The 26919-nt window shown below is 69.6% G+C and carries 26 protein-coding genes; 8 read left to right on the top strand and 18 right to left on the bottom strand.

Annotated elements, in window-relative coordinates; genetic code table 11:
- Positions 1–2: 2 nt before the first annotated feature.
- On the bottom strand, positions 3–1127 hold the full coding sequence (locus ESP57_RS11120) for a histidinol-phosphate transaminase (RefSeq protein ID WP_424219771.1): 1125 nt from the start codon (positions 1125–1127) through the stop codon (positions 3–5).
- 50 nt (positions 1128–1177) lie between these two features.
- Here ESP57_RS11120 and ESP57_RS11115 point away from each other — a divergent pair, with 50 nt between their 5' ends.
- Positions 1178–1564 (top strand): phage holin family protein, encoded by a 387-nt coding sequence (locus tag ESP57_RS11115; RefSeq protein ID WP_056007254.1) that lies wholly within the window; start codon positions 1178–1180, stop codon positions 1562–1564.
- Here the strand turns inward: ESP57_RS11115 and ESP57_RS11110 are convergent.
- The 3 genes from ESP57_RS11110 to ESP57_RS11100 all read right to left on the bottom strand — a co-directional run bounded on the left by ESP57_RS11110 (position 1527) and on the right by ESP57_RS11100 (position 4409).
- On the bottom strand, positions 1527–3059 hold the full coding sequence (locus ESP57_RS11110) for an alpha/beta fold hydrolase (RefSeq protein WP_165877446.1): 1533 nt from the start codon (positions 3057–3059) through the stop codon (positions 1527–1529). The genes ESP57_RS11115 and ESP57_RS11110 overlap by 38 nt on opposite strands.
- Positions 3044–3409 (bottom strand): hypothetical protein, encoded by a 366-nt coding sequence (locus ESP57_RS11105; protein WP_115959603.1) that lies wholly within the window; start codon positions 3407–3409, stop codon positions 3044–3046. Before ESP57_RS11105 ends, ESP57_RS11110 begins: the two co-directional genes overlap by 16 nt.
- Positions 3410–3506: 97 nt before the next feature.
- Positions 3507–4409, bottom strand: a complete 903-nt coding sequence (locus ESP57_RS11100) for an aminoglycoside phosphotransferase family protein (RefSeq protein ID WP_165877445.1) — start codon at positions 4407–4409, stop codon at positions 3507–3509.
- 100 nt (positions 4410–4509) lie between these two features.
- On the opposite strand from ESP57_RS11100, the gene ESP57_RS11095 reads away from it, so the two are divergent.
- Positions 4510–5037, top strand: coding sequence for a low molecular weight protein-tyrosine-phosphatase (locus ESP57_RS11095; RefSeq protein WP_165877444.1), 528 nt, complete (start codon positions 4510–4512; stop codon positions 5035–5037).
- A complete protein-coding gene (gene purB / locus ESP57_RS11090) occupies positions 5034–6416 on the top strand; it encodes an adenylosuccinate lyase (protein ID WP_129231572.1) in 1383 nt (460 codons plus the stop codon). The genes ESP57_RS11095 and purB overlap by 4 nt, the downstream gene beginning before the upstream one ends.
- A 136-nt stretch (positions 6417–6552) precedes the next feature.
- Here the strand turns inward: purB and ESP57_RS11085 are convergent, their stop codons facing one another.
- From ESP57_RS11085 to ESP57_RS11075, 3 genes are read right to left on the bottom strand one after another with little or no spacing between them, the layout of a single operon-like run.
- A complete protein-coding gene (locus ESP57_RS11085; RefSeq protein WP_129231571.1) occupies positions 6553–6834 on the bottom strand; it encodes a hypothetical protein in 282 nt (93 codons plus the stop codon).
- On the bottom strand, positions 6831–7418 hold the full coding sequence (locus ESP57_RS11080; protein WP_115959589.1) for an HdeD family acid-resistance protein: 588 nt from the start codon (positions 7416–7418) through the stop codon (positions 6831–6833). Before ESP57_RS11080 ends, ESP57_RS11085 begins: the two co-directional genes overlap by 4 nt.
- 37 nt (positions 7419–7455) lie before the next feature.
- A complete protein-coding gene (locus ESP57_RS11075) occupies positions 7456–8448 on the bottom strand; it encodes a helix-turn-helix transcriptional regulator (protein WP_129231570.1) in 993 nt (330 codons plus the stop codon).
- A 93-nt stretch (positions 8449–8541) separates the two neighbouring features.
- Between ESP57_RS11075 and ESP57_RS11070 the strand changes: the two genes are divergently transcribed.
- Positions 8542–8931: a VOC family protein gene (locus ESP57_RS11070; protein WP_129231569.1), complete on the top strand. Its 390-nt coding sequence runs from the start codon at positions 8542–8544 to the stop codon at positions 8929–8931.
- Between the two features lie 44 nt (positions 8932–8975).
- Here the strand turns inward: ESP57_RS11070 and pntB are convergent, their stop codons facing one another.
- Together pntB and ESP57_RS11060 are read right to left on the bottom strand one after the other, a co-directional pair.
- Complete coding sequence (pntB, locus tag ESP57_RS11065; protein ID WP_129231568.1) at positions 8976–10424, bottom strand: Re/Si-specific NAD(P)(+) transhydrogenase subunit beta; 1449 nt, start codon at positions 10422–10424, stop codon at positions 8976–8978.
- A 4-nt stretch (positions 10425–10428) separates the two neighbouring features.
- Positions 10429–12015 carry a Re/Si-specific NAD(P)(+) transhydrogenase subunit alpha gene (locus ESP57_RS11060; protein WP_129231567.1) on the bottom strand — a complete coding sequence of 529 codons (1587 nt, stop codon included), beginning with the start codon at positions 12013–12015 and terminating at the stop codon, positions 10429–10431.
- A 226-nt stretch (positions 12016–12241) separates the two neighbouring features.
- Here ESP57_RS11060 and ESP57_RS11055 point away from each other — a divergent pair, with 226 nt between their 5' ends.
- Positions 12242–12955 (top strand): IclR family transcriptional regulator, encoded by a 714-nt coding sequence (locus tag ESP57_RS11055; RefSeq protein WP_115959583.1) that lies wholly within the window; start codon positions 12242–12244, stop codon positions 12953–12955.
- An 18-nt stretch (positions 12956–12973) separates the two neighbouring features.
- Here ESP57_RS11055 and ESP57_RS11050 read toward each other — a convergent pair whose 3' ends face one another.
- The 4 genes from ESP57_RS11050 to ESP57_RS11035 form a co-directional block, all read right to left on the bottom strand.
- Positions 12974–14881 (bottom strand): FAD-dependent monooxygenase, encoded by a 1908-nt coding sequence (locus tag ESP57_RS11050; RefSeq protein ID WP_129231566.1) that lies wholly within the window; start codon positions 14879–14881, stop codon positions 12974–12976.
- A gap of 81 nt (positions 14882–14962) precedes the next feature.
- Positions 14963–15880 (bottom strand): methyltransferase family protein, encoded by a 918-nt coding sequence (locus ESP57_RS11045; protein ID WP_129231565.1) that lies wholly within the window; start codon positions 15878–15880, stop codon positions 14963–14965.
- Positions 15881–15957: 77 nt separating this feature from the next.
- Entirely contained in the window at positions 15958–17505 is a 1548-nt protein-coding gene (locus ESP57_RS11040) for an HAAS signaling domain-containing protein (protein ID WP_129231564.1), read from the bottom strand.
- Entirely contained in the window at positions 17502–17891 is a 390-nt protein-coding gene (locus tag ESP57_RS11035; protein WP_056007206.1) for a PadR family transcriptional regulator, read from the bottom strand. The genes ESP57_RS11040 and ESP57_RS11035 overlap by 4 nt, the downstream gene beginning before the upstream one ends.
- A gap of 134 nt (positions 17892–18025) precedes the next feature.
- On the opposite strand from ESP57_RS11035, the gene ESP57_RS11030 reads away from it, so the two are divergent.
- Entirely contained in the window at positions 18026–18475 is a 450-nt protein-coding gene (locus ESP57_RS11030; protein ID WP_129231563.1) for a hypothetical protein, read from the top strand.
- Positions 18476–18494: 19 nt separating this feature from the next.
- Here the strand turns inward: ESP57_RS11030 and ESP57_RS11025 are convergent, their stop codons facing one another.
- The 4 genes from ESP57_RS11025 to ESP57_RS11010 form a co-directional block, all read right to left on the bottom strand.
- Positions 18495–19778, bottom strand: a complete 1284-nt coding sequence (locus ESP57_RS11025; protein ID WP_129231562.1) for a Gfo/Idh/MocA family protein — start codon at positions 19776–19778, stop codon at positions 18495–18497.
- Positions 19779–19807: 29 nt separating this feature from the next.
- A complete protein-coding gene (locus tag ESP57_RS11020; protein ID WP_056007197.1) occupies positions 19808–20626 on the bottom strand; it encodes a carbohydrate ABC transporter permease in 819 nt (272 codons plus the stop codon).
- Positions 20623–21420 (bottom strand): carbohydrate ABC transporter permease, encoded by a 798-nt coding sequence (locus ESP57_RS11015; protein WP_243648483.1) that lies wholly within the window; start codon positions 21418–21420, stop codon positions 20623–20625. The genes ESP57_RS11020 and ESP57_RS11015 overlap by 4 nt, the downstream gene beginning before the upstream one ends.
- Positions 21421–21655: 235 nt before the next feature.
- On the bottom strand, positions 21656–22972 hold the full coding sequence (locus ESP57_RS11010) for an ABC transporter substrate-binding protein (protein WP_129231560.1): 1317 nt from the start codon (positions 22970–22972) through the stop codon (positions 21656–21658).
- Between the two features lie 157 nt (positions 22973–23129).
- On the opposite strand from ESP57_RS11010, the gene ESP57_RS11005 reads away from it, so the two are divergent.
- Positions 23130–24269, top strand: coding sequence for an ROK family transcriptional regulator (locus ESP57_RS11005; protein ID WP_165877443.1), 1140 nt, complete (start codon positions 23130–23132; stop codon positions 24267–24269).
- Between the two features lie 15 nt (positions 24270–24284).
- On the opposite strand, the gene ESP57_RS11000 is transcribed toward ESP57_RS11005, so the two are convergent.
- Complete coding sequence (locus tag ESP57_RS11000; protein ID WP_165877442.1) at positions 24285–25262, bottom strand: sugar-binding transcriptional regulator; 978 nt, start codon at positions 25260–25262, stop codon at positions 24285–24287.
- Between the two features lie 79 nt (positions 25263–25341).
- Between ESP57_RS11000 and xylB the strand changes: the two genes are divergently transcribed.
- Positions 25342–26865: a xylulokinase gene (gene xylB / locus ESP57_RS10995; RefSeq protein ID WP_165877441.1), complete on the top strand. Its 1524-nt coding sequence runs from the start codon at positions 25342–25344 to the stop codon at positions 26863–26865.
- Positions 26866–26919 lie beyond the last annotated feature (54 nt).

Here is a 26919-nt window from a genome sequence, read left to right as displayed (position 1 = left end):
CGCTACTGCGGGTGCCCTTCTTGTGAGCCCGGTACAAGCTCACCCAGAATCGTGAGGAGGATGTCCACAGATTCCTCTTCACCGATCGAGATGCGGATGCCGTCTGGCGCGAAGGCGCGCGTCACGATCCCGGCGTCGAAGAGACGCTCGGCCACCGTGGTCGTCGCCTCGCCGGCTGGCAGCCAGACGAAGTTGCTGCGCGAGGCCGGCACCGGCCACCCCTGCGCCGCGATGGCCGCGTGCACGCGGTCGCGCCGGTCGGCGATCACGCCGACCCGCTCGAGCAGCTCTGCCTCGGCCACCGGCTCGAGCGAGGCGATGGCAGCGGATGCCGCGGCAGCCGTGACCCCGAGGGGGATCGCGGTCGCACGCGCCGCGTCGAGCAGTTCGACGGGTCCGATGGCGTAGCCGACCCGAAGGCCGGCGAGGCCGTAGGCCTTCGAGAAGGTGCGGAGCAGCACGAGGTTCGGGTAGCGGCCGATGAGGGTCGCGCCGTCGACGGCGTCGTCGGCGCTGCCGTCGCCGCGCACGAACTCGGCGTAGGCCTCGTCGAGCAGGACGAGCCGATCGGCCGGCACCTTCGCCATGAACGCCTCGAACTCGGCCGCGGTCACGACCACGCCCGTGGGGTTGTTCGGCGAGCAGACGATGACGACGCGCGTGCGGTCGGTGATCGCCGCGGCCATCGCGTCGAGGTCGTGCCCGTGGTCGGGGCGGTTCGGCACCATCACGCTCACGGCGCCGGCTACCGTGGCGAGGCCGGGGTAGGCCTCGAACGAGCGCCAGGAGTAGACCACCTCGTCGCCGGGCGAGGCGGCCGCGAGGATGAACTGCGCGAGCAGCGCGACCGATCCCGCCCCGACGAGCACCTCGTCGGCCGTGACCCCGAACCGCTCTGCGAGCTTCTCGCGCAGCGCGAGCGCCGTGGCATCCGGATACCGGTTGATGTCGTGCGCGGCGGCCGCGACGACGTCGATGACCGACGGCAGGGGCGTGAACGGGTTCTCGTTGCTCGAGAGCTTGAAGCCGTCGGCGGGCGCGGGGCGCCCCTGTCGGTACGGCGGAAGGGCGGCGATCTCGGGGCGCAGGCGTACGCGCGCCCCCGTGGGCTCCGGTGCGGTCACGATTTCCACCGTACTCCTTCGCTCCTGGCAGGCCCGTCTGACAGAGTGGGGGCATGCGTTTCATCGTCAAGGTCATCGTCATCGCGCTCGCCCTCTGGCTCACGACGCTCATCGTCTCGGGCGTCAGCGTCGTGCCCTATGAGGACACCCAGCTCGCGACCGTGCTCACCTACCTGCTCGTCGCGCTCATCTTCGGTCTCGTGAACGCGATCATCGGCAACTTCATCAGGATCGTCGCGTTCCCGATCTACGTGCTGACCCTCGGCCTCATCTCCTTCATCGTCAACGGCCTCCTGCTGCTGCTCGTCGACTGGATCAGCGACCTCATGGGCTTCGGCCTCGTCGTCGAGAGCTTCTGGTGGGGCGTGCTGGGCGCCCTGGTGCTCGGCCTCATCAGCTGGCTCATCGGCCTCGTGCTGCGCCCGGTGTCGAAGGACTGAGCTCGCGCGTCGCGACCCATCGGGTCATCTCCCCGGCGCCGCCGCCCGTGAACGCCGCGACCCGCTCGCGGAACGCCACGAGCCGCTGCTCCTCCGAGGCGTCGATGAGCGCCGCGGTCTCCTGATAGCGCACGAGTGCGTGGGCGGCGAACGCGTCGTGCTCGATGCCGGGCTCGAGCACGCTCCGCGAGACGGTGAGCCGGTCGAGCGACGGATGCCCCGAGCCGCCGGTCGCGGGAACGAGGTCCTCCTCGTGCTCGACCGTGAGCACGGGCACTCCGCCCCGAACCTCCGCCGACGCGACCGGGCCGCCGACGCTCACCGCGGCGACGACGTTGAGTTCGGGGTCTGCGGCGAGCGTCGCCGCCACGATGCCGCCCCCGGAGTGACCGACCGGCAGGAGCGGGTCGCCCGGTCTCGCCCCGGCCTCGGCGAGCGCCATGCGGACCGCGCGTTCGACCGCCCCCGAGTCCGCGCCGGCCATGCGCAACGCATCGAGCGGCGAGTCGTCGGCGATGCCGTGCAGGTTGCTCGTCATGTCGTTGGTCTCCTCTCCGGCCGTCGTGGTGAAGTCAGCGGTGCCGCTGATGTACACGATCCACCTCGGGTCGCCGGCCGCCCCGTAGCGCTCGACCCGGATCTGCGCACCGTCGTCGGAGGTCGGGATGCGGTCGACGAGATCGGCGACCCCAGAGGGAGCGGTGACCGGCCCGTCGACCGGAGGCGCGTCGGCGCGAGTCGCGCGAGCGGCCGCGCTCTGATCGGCGGGCCCATCGGAGACCCGGCGGCTCACCCTCACCGGCGCCTCGACGAGGACCCGGCTGCCGATCGTGGCGCCGAACAACCCCGCGATGCCCAGCGCGAGCGACGCGGCCTCGGGCGCACGGATCTCTGCTCCGACGCCCACCGCGAGACCGGGCGGGACGAGGAGCGCACCGGCGACGAGTTCATCGACCGAGTCGACCGCATTCCGCACCGCGCGCACGAAACCCCGATCGGACAGCAGGTGCGTCTGGTCGGCGAGCCATGCGTCGAGCGGTGTCACCCACCCGAGTGCACGCGCGCCGAGCATGACCCCGAGTGCCACGCCGCCGCCGAGCAGGATCGATGGGAACGCCACCCGCACCATGCCGCCCGCGAGCGCGGCCAGCGGACCCGCGCCGATCCGCCAGAGCGCCTCCACGACGCGCTCGGAGGCACCGTACCGCTCGGCGCTCTCGATCAGCGCCTCGCGCAGATGCCCGGCGCAGTCCGTCGCCTCCTCCAGGCGCACCCGCGCGTTCGCGAGGCCCCACGTCGGCGACGACATGTCCCAGGAACCGGCGGCAGGCTCGCGGAGGTCGAGTTCGGCGAGGCCGCGGCTGATGACGCCGGCGCGTTCCCGCCAGTCCGAAACCACCGCCTCCGTATTTCCCAGACGGGCCGCGTCAGCGAACAGTTCGTCGGTCGCGACAGCGGTCGAGCCGCCCCCGCTGAGTGTCAGCGAGTCGTCCACGACGCATCGCTTCGAGTGATGGGCACCTGCATCTCGCCGAGTGATGCGCGTTGCACCTCAAGCTGCCGCTCCATGCGCCGGATGCGGTCGACGAGCGACGACTCCGCATCGACCAGTCCGTCACGTGCAGCGACGACGCGTGCCCTGAGGTCGTCGAGACCGCGCACGTACCCGTCAGCCGCGGCCGATCGCCAGGCGCCGGTCGACGGGGGAACGAGTCGATGCACGGACTGCTGCACCTCGGCGAGCAGCGACCTCAGCATCAGGAGATGCGCTCTGGCATCGTCGATGCGCGCCTGCGTGACGGCGGTGCCCTTCAGGGCGAGCGCATACGGATCCGAATCGAGCATGCTCGAGTGTTGCTGAGCGGCATGGCCGATCGGGCCGGTAGAGGGCATCCTGTGCGCGGGCAGCGCAACACGCGCCTGTGGAGGGCGAGTGACCGCCTCAGTCGGCGAGCACCGCGTCGAGTGCGTGCACACCGACCCGGCCCAGTCGCCCTCCGGCACCGATCGTGTCGACGATCGCGCTACCGAGCACGAACGCCCACGCTCGAGCACGGTCCCACATCGCGGCATCCGTCTCGCGAAGCCGGCCGAGTTCGGCGCGGAAGACGGCCCGCGCCGGAGCGTCGAAGGTGAGCCATGCCGTCGCGAGATCGCACGCCGGGTCACCGGCGCAGACATCGCCGAAGTCGACGACGGCCGCGAGATCTCCGGATGCCGCGAGCACGAGGTTCGCCGGATGCAGGTCGCCGTGCACCCACACCGGTCGGCCCTTCCATTCCGGCGCGGCGAGTCCACGGTTCCAGACGGCGCGGAGCGCCTCGATTTTTTCGGGGTGCATCCCGGCGAGTCCGCGATGAAGCCTGCCCTGCACGACACCGTCGCGCTCGGCGAGCGGTACGCCGCGGTAGGCGTTCACCGGCGCCGCCGCCGGAGCCGGCACCCCGATCTCCGCGAGGAAGTTCGCGAGCGACGACGCGGCGACCGCTCGCGCCTCGGGCGCGACGTCGGCCGCGCTCACCCCCTCGAACCAGGGAAGGATGCTCCACGGGAAGTCGAAGCCCAGCTCGGGGGCCGGACGGCCGATCCGCACCGGGGCGGGCACCGGAACCGATACGCGGTCGGCGATCGACGGCAGCCAGCGCTGCTCGTGCAGCACCAAGTCCGCGGCGACGGTTCGACGCGGCACCCGCACCAGATGATGCTCGCCGAGCCGGAACATCGCGTTGTCCCATCCGTTCGCGAGCAGCACGACGGGGCCGGCGAGGTCGGGGTGCTGCGCCGCCACGAGGTCCCGGGCGAGGCGTTCATCGACGAGGATGTCGGGCTCGGGGGCATCCGTCATGCGTCCACCTCCCGTCTGCCCGCTCGGTTCGACCGCCCAGCGTACCGCCGCCCCCGAATTGGTGCTGTGCGATCGACCGATGTCGTCCACAATGGAACCCATGACGCGAGCGGATTCCGCGGGGGACGACGCGCCTCCGTTTCGGGTGTCCTTCGTGTGCACGGGCAACATCTGCCGTTCGCCGATGGCCGAGGTCGTGTTGCGGGCGCACGCCGAGCGCGCCGGGCTCAGCGACCGGCTGGCGATCGAGTCGGCCGCGACCGGCGACTGGCACGTCGGCGAGCCGGCCGACCGGCGCACGATCGATGCGCTCGAGCGCGCCGGCTACGACGGGCACCACCACCGGGCTCGGCAGTTCGAGGCGGCCGACTTTCCACGGCTCGATCTCGTGGTGGCCTTCGACCGCGGCCAGGCGCGCATCCTGCGCAACTGGGCGCCGGGGCCCGCCGAGCAGGACAAGGTGCGGATGCTGCTCGAGTTCGGGCCGGAATCGGCCGACCTGCAGGACGTGCCTGACCCCTACTACTCCGACGAACCGATGTTCGATCGAGTCCTTGAGATGATTGAACGGTCGACGTCGGCGCTCTTCCGACAACTCGCACCAGCACTCAGACAAGGAATCCGATGACTTCGCTGCCTCCCCAGCCGCTCAGCCCCCTCGACGGTCGCTACCGCTCGGCGGTCGGAGAGCTCGGCGAGCACCTCTCAGAGGCCGGCCTCAACCGGGCGCGCGTGCACGTCGAGGTCGAGTGGCTCATCGCCCAGACCGACCGCGGCTTCTTCGGCTCGTCGCCGCTCAGCGACCACCAGAAGGCGAGCCTGCGCCAGGTCGTGGCCGACTTCGGCCAGCCCGACATCGACGAGCTGGCCGGCCTCGAGGCCACCACCCGCCACGACGTGAAGGCCGTCGAGTACTACGTGCGCCGCCGCCTCAGCGACCTCGGCCTCGACGCGATCGCCGAACTCACGCACTTCGCCTGCACGAGTGAAGACATCAACAACCTCTCCTACGCGGTCACGGTGCGCGACGCCGTGCGCGAGGTGTGGCTGCCGAAGTACCGCGCCGTCATCGAGACGATCGAGTCGCTCGCCCGCGAGCACCGCGACGCGTCGATGCTCTCGCGCACGCACGGGCAGCCGGCGACGCCGTCGACCATGGGCAAGGAGCTCGCGGTCTTCGCGTACCGCCTCCGCCGCATCGAGCGCCAGATCGAGGCGACCGAGTACCTCGGCAAGTTCTCGGGCGCGACCGGCACGTTCTCGGCGCACGTGGTGGCCGCACCGGATGTCTCGTGGCCCGAGGTCTCCCGCGAGTTCGTCGAGTCGCTCGGCCTCACCTGGAACCCGCTCACCACCCAGATCGAGTCGCACGACTGGCAGGCCGAGCTCTACGGCAAGGTCTCCCACGCCAACCGCGTGCTGCACAACCTTGCAACCGACATCTGGACCTACATCGCCCTCGGCATCTTCCGCCAGATCCCCGCGCCCGGCGCGACCGGCTCGTCGACGATGCCGCACAAGGTCAACCCGATCCGCTTCGAGAACGCCGAGGCGAACCTCGAGCTCTCGAGCGCCCTGCTCGACTCACTCGCCGCGACCCTCGTGACGAGCCGCATGCAGCGCGACCTCACCGACTCGAGCGCGCAGCGCAACATCGGCGTCGGTTTCGGGCACTCGATGCTCGCGCTCGACAACATCCAGCGCGGGCTCGGCGAGATCGACCTCGACCTCGTGGTGCTCGCCGCCGACCTCGACGGCAACTGGGAGGTGCTCGGCGAGGCGATCCAGACGGTGATCCGCGCCGAGGTCGTCGCCGGTCGCTCGACGATCGCCGACCCCTACGCCATGCTCAAGGAGCTCACGCGCGGCAAGCGCGTCGGTGCAGCCGAACTCGCCGAGTTCGTGAACGGGCTCGAGATCGGCGACGACGCGAAGCAGCGGCTGCTCGCGCTCACGCCCCAGTCGTACACGGGCATCGCCTCGGAACTCGTCGACCGCCTCGGCTGAGGCCGTGCCGCGGCATCCGCCTCGTGCAGGGTGCCGCGGTCGCTGAGTCGCAGGATGATCCTGGCGACTCGCGGCGGCCCAGCGGCGCACCGTGCGAATCGTCCTGCGACTCGGCGAACGCCGTCGTGCGAAGCGATCAGTGGCCGGGCGAGGCGGGCGGAGCCGCGGGCGGCTCGTCGCCGTCGATCTCGGCCGTCTCTTCTGCGTTGGGCTTGATCGCCATCGACAGCAGGGCCAGCGTCACGAGCACGACGATGAACGCAATGCCGGCGATGATCAGGGCCAACATGAGGTCGCGCGCCGTGATGAGCACGACGAGGCCCGTGAAGATCGCGGCGATCGCCGCCCCGCCGACGTACTCGATCGGGCGGAGCACGTCGCGACGGCTCGGCTTGTACTCACCGGGGGTGTTGCTCACGAGGTCGGCTCCGTTCCGGGTGCGTCGGGCGCGGCATCCGCTGGGCTGGTGGCCCACTTCAGCGAGAACCCGCCGATCAGCAGGTAGACGCCGAGGATGACGAGGTAGCCGCCGAGCAGGCCGACCGCGGTGACGGCGTCGAGCGGGATGAGGAGGAACACGAGCGCGAGGATCGCGGTGAATGCGCCGGCGGCGATCCAGTCACGGGCGGCGGGAGTGCGGCCGCGCGCACGGAGGCCGGCGAAGAGCTCGAGGATGCCGGTGACGGCGGCCCAGACGCTCACGAGGTAGAGCAGGAACGGCAGCCCGCCGGGCACCGTCAGCGCGAGCAGTCCGGCGGCGACGGTCACGACCGCGGCGATCACGAAGAACGAGCGGATGCCGCGGTCCTCGGTGAATCGCATCGACAGCGCGCCCGTGACGAGGCCCGACACGACGGCCCAGAGGCCGAAGACGAAGAGGCCGAAGACGGGGGAGTGGTTCTGCGAGAACGTGATGGCGGCGGCGGGCACGAGTGCCAGGATGCCGCGGACGACCGGGACGACCCAGTAGCGGGCGCCCTCGGGAGCGGCTGCGATGGCCACTTGACCTCTTTCACATCGGTTGGGGTACCGATCCATCCTACGTTGGCGGCGCGGGTGCCGAGTCCTGAGCCGGCGGCCGCCCCTCGCCAGGCGCGTTGCGGGCGACGAGGGCCGCGCCGAGCCGGTGCAGCTCGCGTCGGAGGGACTCGGGCTCGGCCACCTCGAGGTACTCGGCCCACCCCGCGAGGCCCCGCGCGATGATGGCCTCGGTCGGTGCCGTGAGGGTGACGCGGGAACGCGCGGGGTCGACCTCCACGGCACCGACGGCGCGCTGGCCGAACTGCGTGTGCAGCAGCGGCACGATGCCCGAATCGACGATGACGGTCGCGGTCGCTGCAGACCGCTGCTGATCGACCTCGGCGGTGACGCGCTCCCAGACCTCGGCGAGATCGAGGCCGTCGGGTCGCTCGGCGGCCTCCCCGGTGGGAGCGGCGTCGAGCATCCGGTCGACGCGGTACGTGCGCTCCGCACCGTCGACCCCGCCGAGGAGATACCAGCGACCGTGCTTCTGCACGAGCCCCCAGGGGTCGACCACGCGATCGGCCGGTTCCCGGTTCCACGCGGCGTAGCGGATGCGGAGACGTGCGCGGTCGACGATCGCCGCTTCGAGCACGGGCAGCAGCTCGGGGCGCTCGGTCGCCGGCCGGCCCCACTCGCCGGGATCGATGACGACCGCCTCGGCCGCGGCTTCGGCGTCGGTGCGGAACGTCTCGGGCAGGGCTCGCACGAGCTTGCGCAGTGCCGTCTTCGCTTCTGGGGCGACGGATGCCGCGGGGCCGACGAGCAGGAAGAGGGCACGCGCTTCCCCGGCCGACAGTCCGCTCAGGTCGGTGCGGGCTCCGCCGAGCAGCTGCCATCCGCCGCCGCGGCCGGCCTGCGGGTACACGGGGATGCCGGCGGCCGACAGTGCCTCGAGGTCGCGCCGCGCGGTGGCGATCGAGACCTCGAGCTCCTCGGCGAGCTGCGCGGCGGTCACTCGGCCCTTGGCCTGGAGGGTCAGGAGCACTGCCACGAGGCGGTCTGCGCGCATGACTCCATTCTCGGGAACAAAGTAGTCAGAAGGTGAGCACTTCTGCGTTCGAGACTGTACTCACGACTGAACGCCACTCGAAGGGAACCGCTCATGCTCAGGGGATTCGCCACCGTCAGCTACTACGCCGCCGACCTCGAGGCGGCCACCGCCTGGTACGGCGACGTGCTCGGCATCGAACCGTACTTCCGCCGGCCGGGCTACGTGGAGTACCGTGTCGGCGACTTCCAGCACGAGCTCGGCATCATCGACGCGCAGTACCGTCCGACGAGCGCGGATGTCCCGGCGGGCGAGATCATCTACTGGGCCGTCGACGACGTCACGGCCACGTACGAGCGTCTGCTCGAACTCGGCGCCGCGAGGTACCAGCCGCCCATGGAGCGGGGGCCCGGCTTCACCACAGCGTCGGTCGTCGACCCGTTCGGCAACATCCTCGGCGTCATGTTCAACCAGCACTACCTCGACGTGCTCGCCGAACGGTGAACCACGCTGCCGGGCGATGAGCGCAAGCTCACCGCCCAGCACGGTCACAGCGCCCGGAGGATGTCCTCCACGCGCGCCTTCGCGTCGCCGAACAGCATCTGCGCATTGTCGCGGTGGAAGAGCGGGTTCGCCACCCCGGCGTAGCCGGCCGACATCGAGCGCTTGAAGACGATCACGTTCGACGACTCCCACACCCGCAGCACCGGCATTCCGGCGATCGGGCTGCCCGGATCCTCGGCGGCCGACGGGTTGACGGTGTCGTTCGCCCCGATCACGAGCACCACCGACGTCTTCGCGAAGTCGTCGTTGATCTCGTCCATCTCCTCGACGATGTCGTAGGGCACCTTCGCCTCGGCGAGCAGCACGTTCATGTGCCCGGGTAGGCGACCGGCGACGGGGTGGATGCCGAAGCGCACGTCGACGCCCCGCTCGCGCAGCCGGCTCGTGAGCTCGGCCACGGGGTACTGCGCCTGTGCCACGGCCATGCCGTACCCGGGCGTGATGATGACCGACGTGGCGTCGCGCAGCAACTCCGCGGCATCCGCTGCCGTGACCTCGCGGATCTCGCCCGCCTCCTCGCCGTCGCCCGACGAGGTCGGCGCCGCGATGCCGAAGCCGCCCGCGATCACCGAGATGAACGAGCGGTTCATGGCCTTGCACATGATGTACGAGAGGTAGGCACCCGAGGAACCGACGAGCGCGCCGGTGACGATGAGCAGGTCGTTGTTCAGCAGGAAGCCCGCCGCGGCCGCCGCCCATCCCGAGTAACTGTTCAGCATCGAGATGACGACCGGCATGTCGCCGCCGCCGATGGAGGCCACGAGGTGCCAGCCGAGCGCGAGGGCGAGCGCGGTCACCACGACGAGGAGCCAGAGCTCGGGCGTGATGACGTACCAGACCGTCAGCGCCACGAAGGCGACGAGCGCCCCGAGGTTCAGCACGTTCTTGCCGGGCAGCATGAGCGGCGCCGACGACATGCGCGCCGAGAGCTTCAGGAACGCGACGATCGAGCCCGTGAAGGTGACGCCGCCGATGAAGACGCCGATGAAGACCTCGGCGTGGTGGATGTCGAGGAGTGCACCGCTCATGCCGGTGGCCTCGAGGGCGCCGTTCCAGCCGACGAGCACCGCGGCGAGGCCGACGAAGCTGTGCAGCAGGGCGATGAGCTCTGGCATGCCCGTCATCGCGACGACGCGGGCGCGCCAGAGACCGATCGCGCCGCCGACGAGCACGGCGACGACGAGCAGGATGAGGCCGGTCGTCGCCTGCGGCGAGCCCCAGGCGTCGGCGAACGTCGCGTACACCGTGGCGACGAGCGCGATGGTCATTCCCGCGATGCCGTAGCCGACACCGGCCTTGGCGGTGTCGTGCCGGCTGAGCCCCGCGAGGCTCATGATGAACAGCAGCGCCGCCACGATGTAGGCGGCACCGGCGATCGACGCCGGGGTCAGCAGGGTGGCCTCTGCGGTGTCGACGAGAGCAGTGGCGGTCATGAGATCAGCCACGGTCGGCTCCAGTCTTGGCGTTGTCGGCAGCTCCGCGCGCGAACATGGCGAGCATGCGTCGGGTGACGGCGAATCCGCCGAAGATGTTGATGCTGGCCAGCAGCACGGCGACGGTGGCGATGACCTGCACGGCGAGCACGTCGCTCGTGATCTGCACCATGGCGCCGACGATGATGATGCCCGAGATCGCGTTCGTCACGCTCATGAGCGGCGTGTGCAACGCGTGCGCCACCTTGCCGATCACGTAGAAGCCGACGACGACCGCCAGCACGAGCACCGTGAAGTGCTGCGGCAGCGGTGCCGGCGCGATCGCGTTCACGGCGAAGAGCGCCGCGATGCCGATCGCGACGAGCACGACCTTCTTCACGGGCGACATCGGCCGCTTGGGCTCCGGTGCGGGCGCGACATCCTTCGCGCCGCCTGCCGAAGCGGATGCCGCGGCTCCCGGTGCCGCTGAAACCTGCACGGGCGGTGGCGGCCAGGTGACGGCGCCGTCGCGCGCGACCGTCACCGATCGCTGCACGACGTCGTCGAAGTCGAGCACGAGCTCGCCGTCCTTCGCGGGCGTGAGGAGCTTCACGAGATTCACGACGTTCGTGCCGTAGAGCTGCGAGGCCTGCGTGGGCAGGCGTGAGGCGAGGTCGGTGTAGCCGAGGATCACGACGCCGTTCGGCGTGACGATGCGCTCGCCCGCGACGGAGCCCTCGACGTTGCCGCCCATGCCCGCCGCCATGTCGACGATGACGCTGCCCGACTTCATGCTCGCGACGTCGGCCGCCGTGATGAGCCGGGGCGCCGCGCGGCCCGGGATGAGCGCCGTCGTGATGATGATGTCGACGTCGGCCGCCTGCTCGGAGTAGATCTCGGCTGCGCGCCGGTCGTAGTCCTCGCTCGTCGCCTTGGCGTACCCGTCGGTCGACTGCTCGACCTCGACTTCGACCTTCAGGTACTCGCCGCCGATCGACTTGACCTGGTCGGCGACCTCGGGCCGCGGGTCGGTGGCCCGCACGATCGCGCCGAGGCTCGATGCAGCGCCGATCGCGGCGAGGCCGGCGACGCCGGCACCGGCGACGAGCACCTTGGCGGGCGGAACCTTGCCGGCCGCCGTGACCTGCCCGGTGAAGAAGCGACCGAACTCGTGCGCCGCCTCGACGACGGCGCGGTATCCGGCGATGTTCGCCATCGAACTCAGCACGTCCATCGACTGCGCGCGCGAGATGCGCGGCACGGCGTCCATCGCGAGCGCCGTGACGCCGCGGGCCGCGAGCGCCTGGAGCAGCTCGGGCTTGAACGCCGGGGCCAGCAGGGCGATGAGCGTGGCGCCCGACGCCAACTGCGCGATCTCGGCCTCGGTCGGTGCGTTGACCTTCAGCACCAGGTCGCTCGCGAACGCGGTGGCGCCGTCGACGAGCTGGGCTCCCGCCTCGACGTAGGCGTCGTCGGGGAACACCGACCGCGCGCCGGCGCCCGCCTCGACGACGACCTCGTAGCCGAGGGCGATCAACTGCTTCACGGTCGCCGGCGTTGCGGCGACGCGGGTCTCGGGTCTCTGTTCGGTGACGACCCCGATGCGCGTCATGCGGTACTCCTCATTCGTCTTCTCCATCGAAGCGGTGCAAGCCCGGTCGCTTGCGCTCGCTCAGCGTAGAACGCAGGCGACGATGATCGGGAGGATTTCACAGGAATCGGAAGCGAAGGAACCGCGGATCTTTCGCGCGGCGGAAATCTGCATGTCCGATGATCGAGCGAGGCGTTCTAGTATCGGACGGAGGCACGATCGTGTCGCGGTCAGGAGGGCGGGGCGAATGATCGCAGACGACGCCGCCCGGGCCGGATCGCAGACGCTGAGCCGCGGCATCCGGATTCTCGAGACCCTGGCCGACGCCGACCGCGCCCTCTCGATCGACGAGGTCGCCGCAGCCCTCGCCGTGCACCGCTCGGTCGCCTACCGGCTCGTGCGCACCCTCGAGCACCACGGGCTCGTCACCCGCGACGCCGCCGGGCGCCTCGCGCTCGGCACCGGACTCGCGGCCCTCGCCTCGGGCGTCGCCCGCGACCTGCAGAACATCGCGCTGCCCGAACTCAACGCCGTCGCGAACGAGCTCGGCATGACGTGCCTGCTCGCCGTGCTCGCCGATGCCGAAGAAGCCGTCACGCTCGTGAGCGCCTCACCCCGTCAGTCGGTCGCCGTGGTGTCGTACCGGCCGGGCCACCGGCATCCGATCACGCGAGGCGGGCCGGGCAAGGCGATCCTGCTGAGCCTCCCGCAGAGTGCGTGGCCGGTCGAGGTGCCCGACGGCCTGCGCGAGGAGATCGCCGAGAGCCGCCGACGCGGCTACGCCCTCAGCCACGACGAGGTCGTGCCGTCGCTCGCGTCGGTCGCGGTGCCGCTTGTGCTGCCCGGGCAGCCGCCGGCATCGATCGCCGTGATCCACGTCTCGTTCTCGCGGCCCGAGGCCGAGATCGCCGAGCGCCTCCGGCTCGCCGCCGAGGCGGTCACGCGCGCCTACGGCGCCTGACCGACCGTTCGCGAACGCCTACCGCGCGAGCATCTGCCCTGCGAAGAAGTCGCCGAGTTCGGCGGTCGCCGACAACGGCAGCACGTGCGCGACGTACCCGTCGGGTCGCACCACGACGACGGCGCCGCCGCGCGAGATGCCGCGCTCCTCGAAGATGTCGGTCGGGCACCAGTAGCTCGCTGCCGCGGCGAAGACCTTCTCCCAGTCCATGAGGCCGAGCGGTCCGCTCTTCGGCCGGAACACCTCGGGCGCGCGGGTGATGTCGATCGCCTCGTGCGGCTGCTGGTAGATCACCTTGACGTCGAACACCGCGTCGACGTCGGCGCCCTGCGGGGTGAAGCGCGCCGGCGGCGCATCGGGCGACGACATCCATTCAGCCCATTCGGTCAGGGCGGATGCCTCGCCGGCACCGGGCGCATCGGCGAAGGCGTACACGCGCCAGCGGCCGTCGGCCTTCGCGTGGTGGCCGAGGTGCACGACGTTGCCGTCGCAGACGAACGACACCTGCGAGGACTTGAAGCGCTTGCCGATCGGGAACCCGGTCGCCAGCCCCTGGTGCTCGGCGTCGCCCGTGATCATCGACGGCCCGTACTGCGTCATGAAGCCCGACGGGAACTCGGCGGTGCCGAGATAGAAGGTCGCGAGCTCCTGCGGGTCGGAGATCTCCTCGGGCTTGCGCGCCATGAGCGACGACCACTCGCGGTCGAAGTCGATGAGCTGCTGGGCGACGGGCTGCCGCTCGGCCGAGTAGGTCGAGAGGAGCGTCTCGGGCGCAAGGCCCGACACCACCGAGCCGAGCTTCCAGCCGAGGTTGAAGCCGTCCTGCATCGACACGTTCATGCCCTGACCGGCTTTCGCGCTGTGCGTGTGGCACGCGTCACCGGTGAGGAACACGCGCGGCGAGGCATCCGCATCATCGCTCGAACGATCGTCGAAGTGGTCGGTGACCCGGTGCCCGACCTCGTAGACGCTGAACCAGGCGACGTCGCGCACGTCGAGCGTGTACGGGTGCAGGATGTCGTTCGCCTTGGCGATGATCGCCTCGATGGGGGTCTTCCGCACCTCGTGGTTGTCGTCTCGAGCGACCTCGCCGAGGTCGATGTACATGCGGCTGAGGTACCCGCCCTCGCGGGGGATGTGCAGGATGTTGCCCGCGACCGAGTTGATCGCGCACTTGGTGCGCCAGTCCGGGAAGTCCGTGTTGACCACCACGTCCATCACGCCCCAGGCGTGCGCCGCGATGTCGCCGAGGTGCTTGCGCCCGATGGCCTCGCGCACGCCGCTGCGGGCGCCGTCGCACCCGGCGACGTACTTGGCGCGCACCGTGCGCTCCTCGCCGGCGCGCTCACCGGCGACGTAGCGGAGCCGCACCTCGACGGGGTGGTCGCCCGCCTCGGGCGTGCCGGCCTCGTGCACGGTGAGCCCGGTGAATTCGACGCCGTAGTCGGGTGCGATGCGCCCGGGACCGTGGACGGCGGCTTCGGCGAAGTAGTCGAGCACGCGCGCCTGGTTGACGATCAGGTGGGGGAACTCGCTGATCTTGTAGCCGTAGTCTTCAGTGCGCGACGTGCGGATGATGTTCTGCGGCGCCTCGGGGTCGGGCCCCCAGAAGTTCATGTAGCCGATGTTGTAGGCCTCGGCGGTGATGCGCTCGGCGAAGCCGAACAGCTGGAAGGTCTCGACGCTGCGCGGCTGGATGCCGTCGGCCTGCCCGAGCACGAGGCGGCCGTCACGACGCTCGACGATGCGCGTGACGACGCTGGGGTACTGCGAGAGCTGCGCCGCGAGCAGCATCCCGGCCGGGCCCGAGCCGACGATGAGCACGTCGATCTCGTCTGGCAGCTCCTCGGGGCGGTCGATGCCGACGCCGGCCGCGGGCTGCACCCGCGGGTCACCGGACACGTAGCCATGGTGGTGGAACTGCACAGCTTCTCCTCACTGCTCTGTGGGCATGCCTCGATGGCCGTCGGCCGACTCGGGCATGTTCGATAATCGAACGCTTCATTCTCATATCGCGCACTCAGCATAACCCCTGCGGCGAATCCGCGGCCACCAGCAGCGCACCGCTGCGCGATAGCGCCGGAACTCGTCCCCGAAGCGCGCCTCGAGGTCGGATTCCTCGTGCGGACGCACTGCGAAATTCCACACGAGCGATCCGAGGACCGCGTACACGACGACGAGCCAGGAGGAGAGGAGGAGCCCCACCGCGACGCCCTGGACGATTCCCGAGATCGCCATCGGATTGCGGACGTATCGATACGGGCCGGCGATCACGAGACGATTCGGCATCGCCGCAGGCAGCGGAGTGCCGTCGCCCTTGGTCGACATGGCCGCGGCCGACCAGATACCCAGCGCGCTCGCGAGCAACAGCACGACGGATCCGGCGATCCGGAGGAACGGCGGGAACCCGGCCGCGAGTCCCCAACGCTGCTCGAGCAGGTCGATGACGAGCGGGCCGACCACGAGGAACAGCCCCCAGAACACGACGATCTGGGCCGCGGTACGGGCGGCGTGCACCCGGGTGCCGGCCCGGGCATCGGCAGGCGCGAAGGCGAACGGTCCGACAAGGATCCACTCGGTCGGCACTCGCCCGAGGAGCAGGAGGCACAGGGCGAAGACGGATGCACCGGCAGCGGCGGTCATGAAGAGCACGCCCCAGCCCGCCTCCGACGTGAGGGTCGCGTACGCGGCCAACGCCACCGTGACGGCGATCGTCCATCCCGTGGCCACGACAGCAGCGAACCGGATCCCGAACGCGGCCGCCGCCGAAGCGCCGACGAAGAGCGGCACGTCGAGGGCAGCGACCATGACCGGGTCCAGTCCGCCGAGCGTCGCCTCGCGCACGACGGGCGACAGGAACACGGCGACCCACCACGCCGCACCGGCGACCGCCTGCACGGCGAAGTACCTCCGACCCCAGCGCATGGGCACACGGTAACACCGCTGCACCTGCTCCGGATGCCGGCGCCATCACCGTTGCACGACGGTCGCCATCATCCGCTTCAGAGCACGCCCGACGGGCGCTGCTCAAGAACTCCACCGCTGGCGGATCGTCGGGCGACGAGCAGGCGGATCGCGATCGCCACCTGCACCACCAAGCACACGAGCCCGAGGGTCAACGCCATCGACGCCGCATCGAACGGGACCTCCGCCGGGTATGAGGCATAGTGCCCGGTCACAGGCTGCCCACCCGGGCCGATCAGGAAGAGGAAGGAGAACGCCAGGAGCGCCGGCACCGGCACCGTGACGAGCCAGCGGTCCACTGCGGTCCAGCTCGCGGACCGCAACACCAGGACGACGCCGGTGAGCCACGCGCCGATGGCAGCGACGGCGAGTACCGCGGCGAACATGTTGCCGGTGCTCATCATGACGACGGCGGGCGGCACGACTGCTGACATGACCACCAGGCCGGCGATGGCGAACGAACCGTTGCGGCTCGTCGTGGCGGTGCCCGTTGGTCCGATGGAACCCGCCGCCCTGAAGCGAGCAGCGGTCCACCCCGCGGCGAACACCATCGGCAGCAGCACATACCGCGCGATCGGGTCGAGGAGCGCAGCAGCATCTGGCAGTGCCGGTGCGATGGTGCGGCATTGGTCGCCGGTGCAGACCTCGATCACTGAGACTGACGCACTCACGGCGGTCACGACCGGCGCCAGGGCTCCGGCCGTGGTTGCGATCGCTGCGAAGCCGACCGTCCGCTCGGCGGCGCTCCAGCCGCGGGAGGCCGAGAGGACGGCGATGCCGATGATGACAAGTGCCGCAGCGATCGACGCCGTCACCGGGAGCCAGGCCCAGCTTCGGGTCGCGAGCGCCGAGGCCACGACGACGAGGAGACCGACGGGTGCAGCGGCGATGACGACGGTCGCAGCGGGCCATCGGTCGAGTCGGCCGAGTACTCCATGCCGCGGCATCTCGTGGGCACCGGCCCGCGGCACCTGCAGGACGCGTGCAGCGCCGTCCTCCTTCCGGCGGCGGAGTCGAAGCAAGAGGAACAGAACGACGATGAGCGGTGTCGACATCGCGAACGACCAAGCGATCGGGCCGGACACGATGCTGAGGAACGGAAGGCCGAACACGAGCACGACCGGGCTCAGAACCGTCCCGACCAGCTTGTCGCCGATCGTCCATCGAGGCGAGCACCAGAGCAGAATTAGCCCAGAAAGCGACACGAGCGGCGACACCAGCATTCCGGTCAGCAGCATGAGCAGCGTCACGATGACGGCGACCGGGGAGCCGAAGATTCGCTCCATCGCCGGCTCGACGGCCGCGACCGATGCAGTGGTCGCGGAGCGCGTCTCGCTCGCAGGCGCCGGCGCGGACGCCGGACGCTCGACGGCGGCCGCGACCAGTGCTGGATCGCCCAGCTCTCGGAGCACCTGACGCACATCGAGTCGGGTTCCCGTGCGCTCGGCGTCGTCTGCGGCCTGGCGCACATGCTCGGCGAGTTCCGCCACGATTCCCTCGGCCTGCGTGGGGTCGATCGCCGCGACCGCGCGACGCACCTCGGTGAGGTAGGCGTCGACTCTCGGGTCGGTGTGCAGCTCGGTCATCGTGTCGTCCTCTCGTCGTCCGTCTTCGCGCCGCGGTCATCGTCGCCGTCATCGTCGCCCTGCGCCAGCGCGGCATCGACGGATGTCGCGAATCCCCGCCAGCTGGCCTCGAAGCCGACGACGGCGTCAGCTCCCGCCGCGGTGAGCCGGTAGTACCTGCGCGGCGGACCGACGGCCGACTCCTGCCAGTCGGTCTCCACCCAGCCCGACGCGCGCAGACGCGCGAGCAATGGGTACAGCGAGCCTTCACTCGCGAGCAGCCCCAGGTCGAAGAGGGTTTTGGCGAGATCGCGACCGTACACGTCGCCCCGGCGAACGATGGCGAGCGCGCACCATTCGAGCACTCCCTTGCGGAGATTCGTCTGGACGCGATCGGCCGGATACATGTGATGCACGGTACCAGTCGATGCATGGTAGCGGAAGGGTGGTCATCCGCCCGTTCACGAGGCCGAAGATCCTGACCGCGCGCCGGCCGCCGCCATCACCGTTGCACGACGGTCGCCGAAGCTAGGCTTCGAGCGTGACTCAGCCCAATGTGCGCCCGAAGATCGTCATCACCAGCATCGACTCGGCGCCGGACGACCTCCTGGAGCAATTGCCCGTGCACGCCGAGCTGGTGCGGATCCTGCCGGGGTCCGACCGACCCGACTACAGCCTGGCCGTCGCGAAGAAGCCGATCCACTTCCGCACTTCCCTGGCAGCCCTCGAGCAGGCCGGGGTCGACCCGGGTGCGGCCGACCCTCAGATGATCCGGGTGCACGACGACGGCTCGGTCGACCTCGTCATCTTCGGGCTGGTGATGTGCGCCCGGGTGGCGGGCGAGACGATCCACCTCGCCATGCAGGACTTCCCGGTGAACATCGCCTACGTCATCGACAACACGCAGCTGCGCGACGCCTCGGTGGACTTCTCCAAGTGTTACTTCGCGGCGATCGGCTTCGTCAGCATGGATGACGTGCGTCCTCGGTGACGTCGGCGCGACCCCGTGTTCACGGGGTCGCGAGCACGGCCTCGGTTGCCGTGCGGATCTCGACGACGGTGCCGCTTCGGCGGGCCGCTTCGGCGGCCCAGACGATCTCGTGTGAACGCAGGCTCTCCCGTCCGCCGGACTCGACGAGCGCGCGATCACCCGAACGCACCGCGGTGAGGAACGCATCGATGAGCGCCGTGTCTGCACCACCGTGGCCATCGGCCGCACTGGCGCCGCCATCGATCGCGGTTTCGATCGTCTCCTTCTTGTCGGTCTCGAAGTCGTGGATGACGAGGTTCCGGCCGTCACCGTCGATGCTTCCCCGGCTGCCGAAGATTCTCGTCTTGCGGAAGTCGAGTTCGGTGAATGCGGTGACGGTGAACGACGCGGTCGCCCCGTTCGCGTATTCGAGGTTCACCACCTGATGGTCGGCGACGTCGTTGTCTCCGTTGAACACACAGGCGCCGTACGGCCCGGTGCGGAGCGCCTCGCCGATCCGTTCGGGAGTGACCGGGTCGGCGAGTACCGCGAGAGGCCAACGCTCGCCGACCGGGTCCCCGAGGAACCGCTCGTAGATCCGCGGAGCGGAGTAGGCGCAGGTGCCCACGAGCGGGCAGTCGACACATCGTTCGGCAGCCGTTGCAGGCTTGTTCGCCGGGGTGAAGAAACTCAGGCTGCCGAATGAGGAGACTCGACGAACCGGCTCGCCGATGATGTGGCTGAGCCAGTCGAGGTCGTGGCTCGACTTCGCCATGAGCATCGAGCTGGACTCGGCCTCCCTCGCCCAGTTGCCGCGAACGTACGAGTGCGCGAAATGCCACCAGCCGATGGGCTCGAGATGCTCGACCGAGATGATCTCGCCGATTCGACCGGCGTCGAGCAGTTCCTTCAGGGCGCGACTGTACCCGCTGTACCGCATCACATGACACACCATGAGCAGTACATCGTTGCGTTCCGCTGCCTCGACGATCCGTTCGCTGTCCGCGGCGGTGGGCGCCATCGGCTTCTCGAGGAGGAGGTGATATCCGGCATCGGCGAAGGCGATGGCCGGGTCGGTGTGGAGGCGATCCGGGGTCGCGATCACCGCGGCATCCGCGAGCCTCGGCAGGGCTGCGAGGTCTCGCCAGTCGGCGAAGACGGATGTCTCGGGGAGCTCGTACTCCGCCGCGAATGAGGCGCGTCGTCGGGGGTCGGGGTCGACGACGGCGACGACTGCCCCGCGACCGGAAGCTGTCGCCAAGCGGGCGTAGTTGGTGCCGCGGGATCCGGCTCCGATGATGGCGAGACGCACGATGTCGGGCATTGATGGGACTTTCTGGTCGGTGCCGGCGCTCACTTGATCGCGCCTTGCAGCATGCCGCTGATGAACTGCCGCTGGAAGATGAAATAGAGGATGACGATCGGCGCGATGACGATGAGCGTGCCGGCGGCCAGCAGGGGGATGTTCTCGCCGTACTGCTGCACGAACGTACCGAGGCCCGACGGGGCGGTGCGCATGGAGGGATCCCTGAGCAGGATGAGGGCGAGGAGGAACTGGTTCCACGCCCACATGAAGTTGAGCAGTCCGAGGGTGACGAGGGCGGGGCGCGCGGTCGGCAGGAGCACCTGGGTGAGGACACGGAAGCTCGAAGCGCCGTCCAGCTCGGCGGCCTCGATGAGTTCGCGCGGAATCGCCTCGAAGTGCGACCGCATCCAGAAGATCCCGAACGGCATGAACGCACCGGCCAGTGGCAAGATCACCGCCCAGTAGGTGTCGATCAGCCCGATGCTTCGGAAGTCGAAGTACAGCGGGATCACGATCGCCTCATACGGCAGCGTCAGCCCGGCGATGAAGAACGCGAAGAGCGCACCCTTTCCACGCAACCGCATGGTTCCCATGGCGTAGCCGGCGAGGGTCGCGCAGATCAACGCGATCGGCACCACCACGAGCGCGATGATCGCGCTCGATCGGATCAGCGAGGCGAAGCCCGCTGCGGTCCATGCCTCGGCGAAGTTCGACCACTGCGGATCGCTCGGCCACTCGAGGCGCGGCGCCAGGGTGCTGCTCGGCTGCAGGGCTGCGCTCATGAGCGCGAGGAACGGGATGACCACCGATGCTGCCGCGATCAGGAGGAAGGCGTTCGAGAGAACGCGTGAGGCGACGCGGTTCATGATCGCTCCTTTCCGAGTCGACCGACGACGGCGACGATGGCGAGGATCAGCGCGCTGAGCACGGTCGCGAGGGCGCAGGCGACACCGACCCGGTTCGAGGTGAAGACGAGTTGGTAGATGAGCACGCCCGGCACGGTCGTCGTGCGACCGGGGCCCCCGCCAGTGGTGACGTAGACGACGTCGAAGCTCGCGAGTGCGGAGATGATGGTCACGGTGACGGCGATCACGATCTCGGGCCGCAGGCCCGGCAGGGTCACGTGGAAGAATTGGCGCACGGCGCCCGCACGGTCGATCCGCGCCGCCTCGTACAGGGACGGATCGATCTTCTGCATGCCCGCGAGGAGCAGCATGGTGCAGAGTCCGGTCGTCACCCAGGTCCCGACGAAGCCGACCGCGAAGTAGGCCCATTCGAAGTCGCCGAGCCATGCGCGGGTGAGGTCGCCCAGGCCGGCACCGGTGAGCACCTGGTTGATCGGGCCGTCAGTGCCGTAGAGATAGCGCCAGATCACGCCGACCGCGACGAGCGGGAGGATCTGCGGCAGGAAGAGGATCGTGCGCAGGATGCCCGCGCCACGACGCTGCCGAGCTGCGATGACGGCGGCGATGACGAGGCCCAGGCCGACGGGGAGCACCGTGTAGAAGACGATGAATCCGAGCCCGTTCAGGAGCGCCCTCTGCAGCAGTGGCTCCGTGAGCACCGCCACGTAGTTCTCGAGGCCCACCCAGGTTGACGGTCCGATTCCGTCCCAGTCGTAGAACGAGATCCAGATGCTGTGCAGCCAGGGTGCAGCCACGAACAATCCGTAGAAGACGAAGGCCGGCAATATGTAGAGCAGTGCAGTGCGCGCCTGTCGACGATGCGAGCGGCGAAGTGCCGGCCGATGACGTTCCGGCTTCGAGGTATCGACCTTCGAAGTACCGACCGCGGAGGGCGCGACCCGGTCGGCCTCGACCGCGCCGGCTGAGGCGGGGGCGGGAGCGCCGTTGATCGACGCCCCCGCATTCGCGCTGGCCGAGCGGTTCCGCAGGTCAGCCCTGACCATGCGTCTGGGCCCAATCGGCCTGAACCTGGGAGATGAAGTCCTCGGGCGAGATCTTCGCCGCGAGGAGTTCCTGGCTGGCAGCGGTGAGCGTGTCGTTCATCGTCGCCGTTGCGTTGTTGTTGAAGCCGACCAAGCCGTTCGACTCGACGACCTGGCTCCAGGCGTTCACGATGGCCTCCTTGACCGTGCCGGGCTCAGGCGTGGCCGCCGACGGGTCGACGGGCATGAAGCCCTGGGCGAACTGCTGCTCGGACGCCTCGGGAGAGTTGAGGAAGTCGAGGAACGCGGCAGCCGCGTTGGGATGCTCGCTCTTCGACGAGATCGCATAGGCGACCGAGGTGCCGATCGCGGTCACGTTCTCGCCGGGGAAGGGTGCGAACCCGGCATCCGCGCCGAGTCCGTCGCCGATCTTGGAGGCATCCCAGTTGCCGTCGACGAAGAAGAGGCCCTCGCCCTGCACGAAGTTGTCGACCGCACCCTGCAGGTCGACGCCGTTGGCGTCGGCGGGGATGTATCCCTTCGCAGCCCAGTCGGCGAGCTTGGTGGCAGCAACGGTGTTGCCGTCTGTGGCGAAGTCGCTGCCGGCAGCCCCGAAGACCCACTTCGCAGCCTCGGCCGCTCCATCGGCAGCCTGCCCCATCAGCTGCACGACGAAACTCGAGTGCCCCTGCGAGTTGCCGAGCTGCAGCGGCAGCACGCCCGCCGCCTGCGCCTTCGCGAGGTCTGCTTCGAATGCGTCGAGGCTCGTCGGCGCCTCGGTGATGCCGAGCTTCGCCGCGATCGCCTTGTTGTAATACAGACCGACGATCGAGAAGCCGGCTGGTGCGGCGTAGAGCGAGCCGCCGGGTCCCAATGTCGTGCCGTCTTCGGCGACCCGCCACTGGTCGAGCTGGTTGCTCGGGTAGACGTCCGCCCAGTCGTACAGCTCGGCGTACGGGTCGAGGTCGAGCACGAGGTCGTTCTTGACCGTGTTCGCGACGCTGTTGAGCAGGACGATGTCGGGGGACTCGTCCGAGCTGAGCGCGAGATTGACGCTCTTGTTGTAGTCCTCGTAGTTCGTCTGCGTGTAGTCGACGGTCACGTTCGGGAACTGCTCCTCGAACGCGGCGATCGTCGCCTTCGTGGACTCACCCGACTCCGGCGTCGAAACGAGGCTGAGCGTGATCTCCTCGGCACCGAGGTCCTTGCTCGCCTCTTCGCGAGGACCGCTCGAACTGCTCGATGCGCCGGGCGCGCACCCGGCAAGAAGGCCCGCGACGGCGAACGCGCCGAGAGCGGAGAGGACGAACTTGCTCCGTTGCATGATGCTCCTAGTTGACTGCTGTGTGGGCCCCTCGGGTATTTCACAAGGGCTTTTCGTTTTGGGACGTTACGCTCTCCGACTCGGGCTGTCAACACGCGCAGGACATTTTCACAAATGCCCTTCGTTTTGTAGACTTCGGTCACGACCCAGGAAGTTGGTGGCTGCTGTGACGCAGATGAGCGGGAGCGACGTTGCAACGCTGCGCTGGATCAACTCGCGCGCCGTACTCCGCGAACTCCATTTCAACGACGGCGATCCACGCTCCGTCACGGAACTCGCTGCACGGGTGGCACTCTCTCGGCCGACGGTCGAAGCAGCGTTGAACGACCTCACCGCCGAGGGATGGGTGGAGGAGATCTCCGCCGCCGCCGCGCCGCACAAGGCAGGGAGACCCGCGCGCCGCTATCGCTTCGCAGCCCTCGCCGGAGTCGTCGTCGGCATCGATGTCGGCCCACACAACGCCGCCGTGATCGTCGCCGACCTCCGCGGAAACCACCTTCACGCCGAACGGCGGAGCGCGCTGGACCTCGAGACGGGCGACGCCGCATGGAACGCGATCCACGACCTGGTCATGCACTCACTCGATGCTGCCGGGGTCGACGGGGCGCAGATCCGCGCGATCACGGTCGGGGTACCCGCGATCGTCGATGCCGATGGCGACATCGCTCTGACCACGGTGGTGCCCGACTGGCTCGAATCGCACCTTCCGCAACGACTCCGCAACGCCTTCCCGGCATCCAACGTGTCGTTCGACAACGACGCCAAACTGGCGACGCGTGCCGAGGCGGCATGGGGCCACGCGGTCGGCGCTGCAGACGCGATCTTCCTGCTCGCGGGCCATCGCATCGCGGCGGGCCTGATCGTCGACGGCCGGGTCATCCGTGGATACCACGGCGGTGCCGGTGAGATCGGCGCCAACGCCAGGATCGGTTGGAACGACGCCGTGGAACGGTTCCACCGACGCGCGGGTGACCGGAGCGTGGATTCACTCCTGACCGGAGCCGCGAGTGGCGAGGCGCACGCGGTCGCGGCGGTGAACGCGTTCGCCGAGGAGATCGCCGGTGGACTCGCGACGCTCATCCTCGCCATCGACCCGCAGATCGTCGTCGTCGGCGGCGGGTTCGCGCGGGCCGGCTTGCCGTTCGTGCGCGCGCTCGAGGCGGCGGTTTCGCCGTATTGCCTCTACGTTCCGCAGTTCAGCCTCTCGCCACTCGGCTCGGACGCCGTCGCACGAGGAGCGGTCGCCCGCTCGCTCGACTACGTCCGTACCGCGGAGATGGCGTTGACCGCCGCCTGAGCACGAGCACATCGCTCATGAGTCGGCGGCGGTGCGCCCGCCCAGCGCGAGCGCCGCACCAGCGAGGGCTGAGTCGACGACGAGTTCGGAGATGAGGCCGGATCGTGCGAGCGCGAGCACCGCCTCGGACTTGGCGGCACTCGCAGCGACGGCGATGACCCGCGGCGTCGCTCGGAGCCGGTCGGTGGTGACTCCGACGCAGCGATCGGCGAAGTCGGGTGCCATCTCGCGACCCAGGGTGTCGAGCATGGTGACGCCGATCTCCGCGACGGCGCCGCGGTCGACGAGGTCCTGGCGGACGTCCGGCGCAAGGACGTCGTAGAGCTGGGACGAGGGCGGGTTCCAGCTGCCGACCGCCATCACGGCGGTGGTCACCTGCTCGTGCCGTTCAAGGACGCGAGCGATGTCGGATTGTTTCCGGAACGCGCGGGCGGTGGCGACATCGTCGGCGACGAGCGGCGCGAACAACGGGAGGACATCGCCGCCCGAGCGAAGCCCGATGCGTCGCACGATCTCGACCGGAGAGAGATCCGGGGTCATCTCGGTCGCTCCGGTCAATTGCACGACGGAGATCCGCGGGAGATCGTCGATCGCTTCGGCGGTCGCGCCGAGGGTCCGCCCCCATCCCATCCCGAGCGTCTCGCCGTCCTGCAGCGTCTGGGTGAGGAGCGTGGCAGCCGCCCGCCCGACGGTGCGCCGAACGTCGTCCTCGTTCCCGGATGCTCCGACGACGACCACTCTCCGCAGTCCGAGTTGGTCGCGGAGCGCGGCCGACAGTGCTTCATCGACGACTCCGTCGTCGGCGATCGTGATGTTCACGATGCCCCATTCGCGGGCGCTTTCGAGGAGGCGGGCGACCTTGAACCGGGAGACGCCGAGCTCGTCGGCGATCTGGACCTTGCTCTGATCATCGAGATAGAAGCGCCGCGCCGCGTTCACGGCGAGCGCCCGGTCGAGGATCGGGTCGATGTCGTTGATCGAGCGCTTCGACACTGGGATTCCTCTCGATCGGGTTGCGCGGGTCGGCACTCCTCATTATCTTGGAAGACAAACGAGCACGCAAGGCGCTCAAATGAGCGACACCGACCAGCCGAACGGCTCTGACGTGGAAGAGGAGGACCGCATGCCGATCGTCGCCGGTGTGGATGCCTCCACTCAGTCGAGCACCGTCGAACTCCGCGACGCCGACAGCGGCGCGTTGCTCGGCACCGGGCGCGCGGCGCACCCCGAGACCTTTCCGCCGGTGAGCGAGCAGCATCCGTCCGCATGGTGGTCGGCCGTCGCATCGGCCTTCGCCGCCGCCGCGCAGGATGCCGGGGTGAGGTCGCAGGAGATCCGCGCGATCAGCGTCGGCGCGCAATGTCACGGACTCGTTCTCCTCGACCACGACGGTGTCCCGCTGCATCCGGCGAAGCTGTGGAACGACACCACCTCCGCACCGCAGGCGGCCAGGCTCCTCACCGAGTTCGGCGGGAAAGGATGGGCCGACGCCGTCGGCTCGGTCCCGACCGCGGCCTTCACGATCACGAAGCTCGCCTGGATGGCCGAGTACAAGCCCGAACTGCTGGGACAGGCGGCCACCGTGCTGCTGCCGCACGACTACCTGACCTTCCGCCTCACGGGCCGGTTCGTCACCGATCGATCCGACGCATCGGGCACCGGGTACTTCGCGGCGCACGAAGGGCGGTGGCGCACCGACCTGCTCGATCGCGTCATCGGCGCCCGAGACTGGGACACGATGCTTCCCACCGTCCTGGGGCCCGACGAAGCCGCAGGGACGATCGCCGCGGCCGTCGCCGACGAGCTCGGCCTCGACAGGGACGTCCTCGTCGGCGCCGGCGGCGGCGACCAGCACCTCAGTGCTGTCGGGATCGGGCTCGCGAACGGCGACGTTGCGTACAGCCTCGGCACGTCGGGCGTGGTGATGACCGCGAGTGCACACCCGGTGTTCGACCCCGAAGGCATCGTGACCGGTGTCGCGAGCGCGGTCGGCGGATACCTCCCACTCGCCTGCACGTTGAACGCGACGAAGGTGACCGACTGGGCGGCGCGAATGCTCGGCGTCAGCGTCCAAGGGCTGGGTGAACTGGCGCTGCGCGGCAACCCGGCCGACCGCCCCGTGCTCGCCGCCTTCCTCGATGGCGAACGCACCCCGAATCGGCCCGACGCCGTCGGGGTGCTCGCCGGTCTCACCACGACGACCACCCGCGAGGAGCTGGCTCGGGCGGCGTTCGAGGGCGTTCTGCTGGGGCTGGTCGAGGCGCACGCGAGACTCGGCGCAGTCGGAGCAGCAGCCGACGGCGAGGTGACGATCACGGGCGGCGGCGCGCGGTCCTCCGCCTTCCGGCAATTGCTCGCCGATCTCCTCGGCCGACCGATCAGCACGCGGGACTCCGCGGAATCGACCGCTCGCGGCGCGGCGCTCCAAGCGTCGGCGGTACTCCGCGAGCGTTCGGTCGCCGACGTCGCCGTCGAGCTCCGGCCCGACACGACGAGCGTCACCGATCCGCAGCACGAGGCCCCGGCGCGACTCCGCGACCAGTATCGGACGCTCTCCGCCTGGACAGGTGCCGACCGTCGACCCGACGCTCCATGACTCCCTCCGCCTGAACCGTTCGAACCGATGCGCCGTCGTGCGCAGAATCAAGGA

Source organism: Agromyces fucosus (genome assembly GCF_004134865.1).
Classification (GTDB): Bacteria; Actinomycetota; Actinomycetes; order Actinomycetales; family Microbacteriaceae; genus Agromyces; species Agromyces fucosus.
The sequence above is the reverse complement of the archived record's forward strand: the minus strand, read 5'-3'. Positions and strand labels throughout refer to the sequence as shown.

What these genes read in the sequence shown, in the direction of transcription:
- purB (WP_129231572.1), top strand. Translation starts at nt 5,034, where the DNA reads ATGACTTCGCTGCCTCCCCAGCCGCTCAGCCCCCTCGACGGTCGCTAC.
- ESP57_RS11025 (WP_129231562.1), bottom strand. Translation starts at nt 19,778, where the DNA reads ATGCCCGACATCGTGCGTCTCGCCATCATCGGAGCCGGATCCCGCGGC.
- ESP57_RS11070 (WP_129231569.1), top strand. Translation starts at nt 8,542, where the DNA reads ATGCTCAGGGGATTCGCCACCGTCAGCTACTACGCCGCCGACCTCGAG.
- ESP57_RS11060 (WP_129231567.1), bottom strand. Translation starts at nt 12,015, where the DNA reads ATGACGCGCATCGGGGTCGTCACCGAACAGAGACCCGAGACCCGCGTC.
- xylB (WP_165877441.1), top strand. Translation starts at nt 25,342, where the DNA reads ATGAGCGACACCGACCAGCCGAACGGCTCTGACGTGGAAGAGGAGGAC.
- ESP57_RS11095 (WP_165877444.1), top strand. Translation starts at nt 4,510, where the DNA reads ATGACGCGAGCGGATTCCGCGGGGGACGACGCGCCTCCGTTTCGGGTG.
- ESP57_RS11040 (WP_129231564.1), bottom strand. Translation starts at nt 17,505, where the DNA reads ATGACCGAGCTGCACACCGACCCGAGAGTCGACGCCTACCTCACCGAG.
- pntB (WP_129231568.1), bottom strand. Translation starts at nt 10,424, where the DNA reads ATGACCGCCACTGCTCTCGTCGACACCGCAGAGGCCACCCTGCTGACC.
- ESP57_RS11100 (WP_165877445.1), bottom strand. Translation starts at nt 4,409, where the DNA reads ATGACGGATGCCCCCGAGCCCGACATCCTCGTCGATGAACGCCTCGCC.
- ESP57_RS11010 (WP_129231560.1), bottom strand. Translation starts at nt 22,972, where the DNA reads ATGCAACGGAGCAAGTTCGTCCTCTCCGCTCTCGGCGCGTTCGCCGTC.
- ESP57_RS11105 (WP_115959603.1), bottom strand. Translation starts at nt 3,409, where the DNA reads ATGCTCGATTCGGATCCGTATGCGCTCGCCCTGAAGGGCACCGCCGTC.
- ESP57_RS11020 (WP_056007197.1), bottom strand. Translation starts at nt 20,626, where the DNA reads ATGAACCGCGTCGCCTCACGCGTTCTCTCGAACGCCTTCCTCCTGATC.
- ESP57_RS11115 (WP_056007254.1), top strand. Translation starts at nt 1,178, where the DNA reads ATGCGTTTCATCGTCAAGGTCATCGTCATCGCGCTCGCCCTCTGGCTC.
- ESP57_RS11075 (WP_129231570.1), bottom strand. Translation starts at nt 8,448, where the DNA reads ATGCGCGCAGACCGCCTCGTGGCAGTGCTCCTGACCCTCCAGGCCAAG.
- ESP57_RS11045 (WP_129231565.1), bottom strand. Translation starts at nt 15,880, where the DNA reads ATGCGCTGGGGTCGGAGGTACTTCGCCGTGCAGGCGGTCGCCGGTGCG.
- ESP57_RS11055 (WP_115959583.1), top strand. Translation starts at nt 12,242, where the DNA reads ATGATCGCAGACGACGCCGCCCGGGCCGGATCGCAGACGCTGAGCCGC.
- ESP57_RS11035 (WP_056007206.1), bottom strand. Translation starts at nt 17,891, where the DNA reads ATGTATCCGGCCGATCGCGTCCAGACGAATCTCCGCAAGGGAGTGCTC.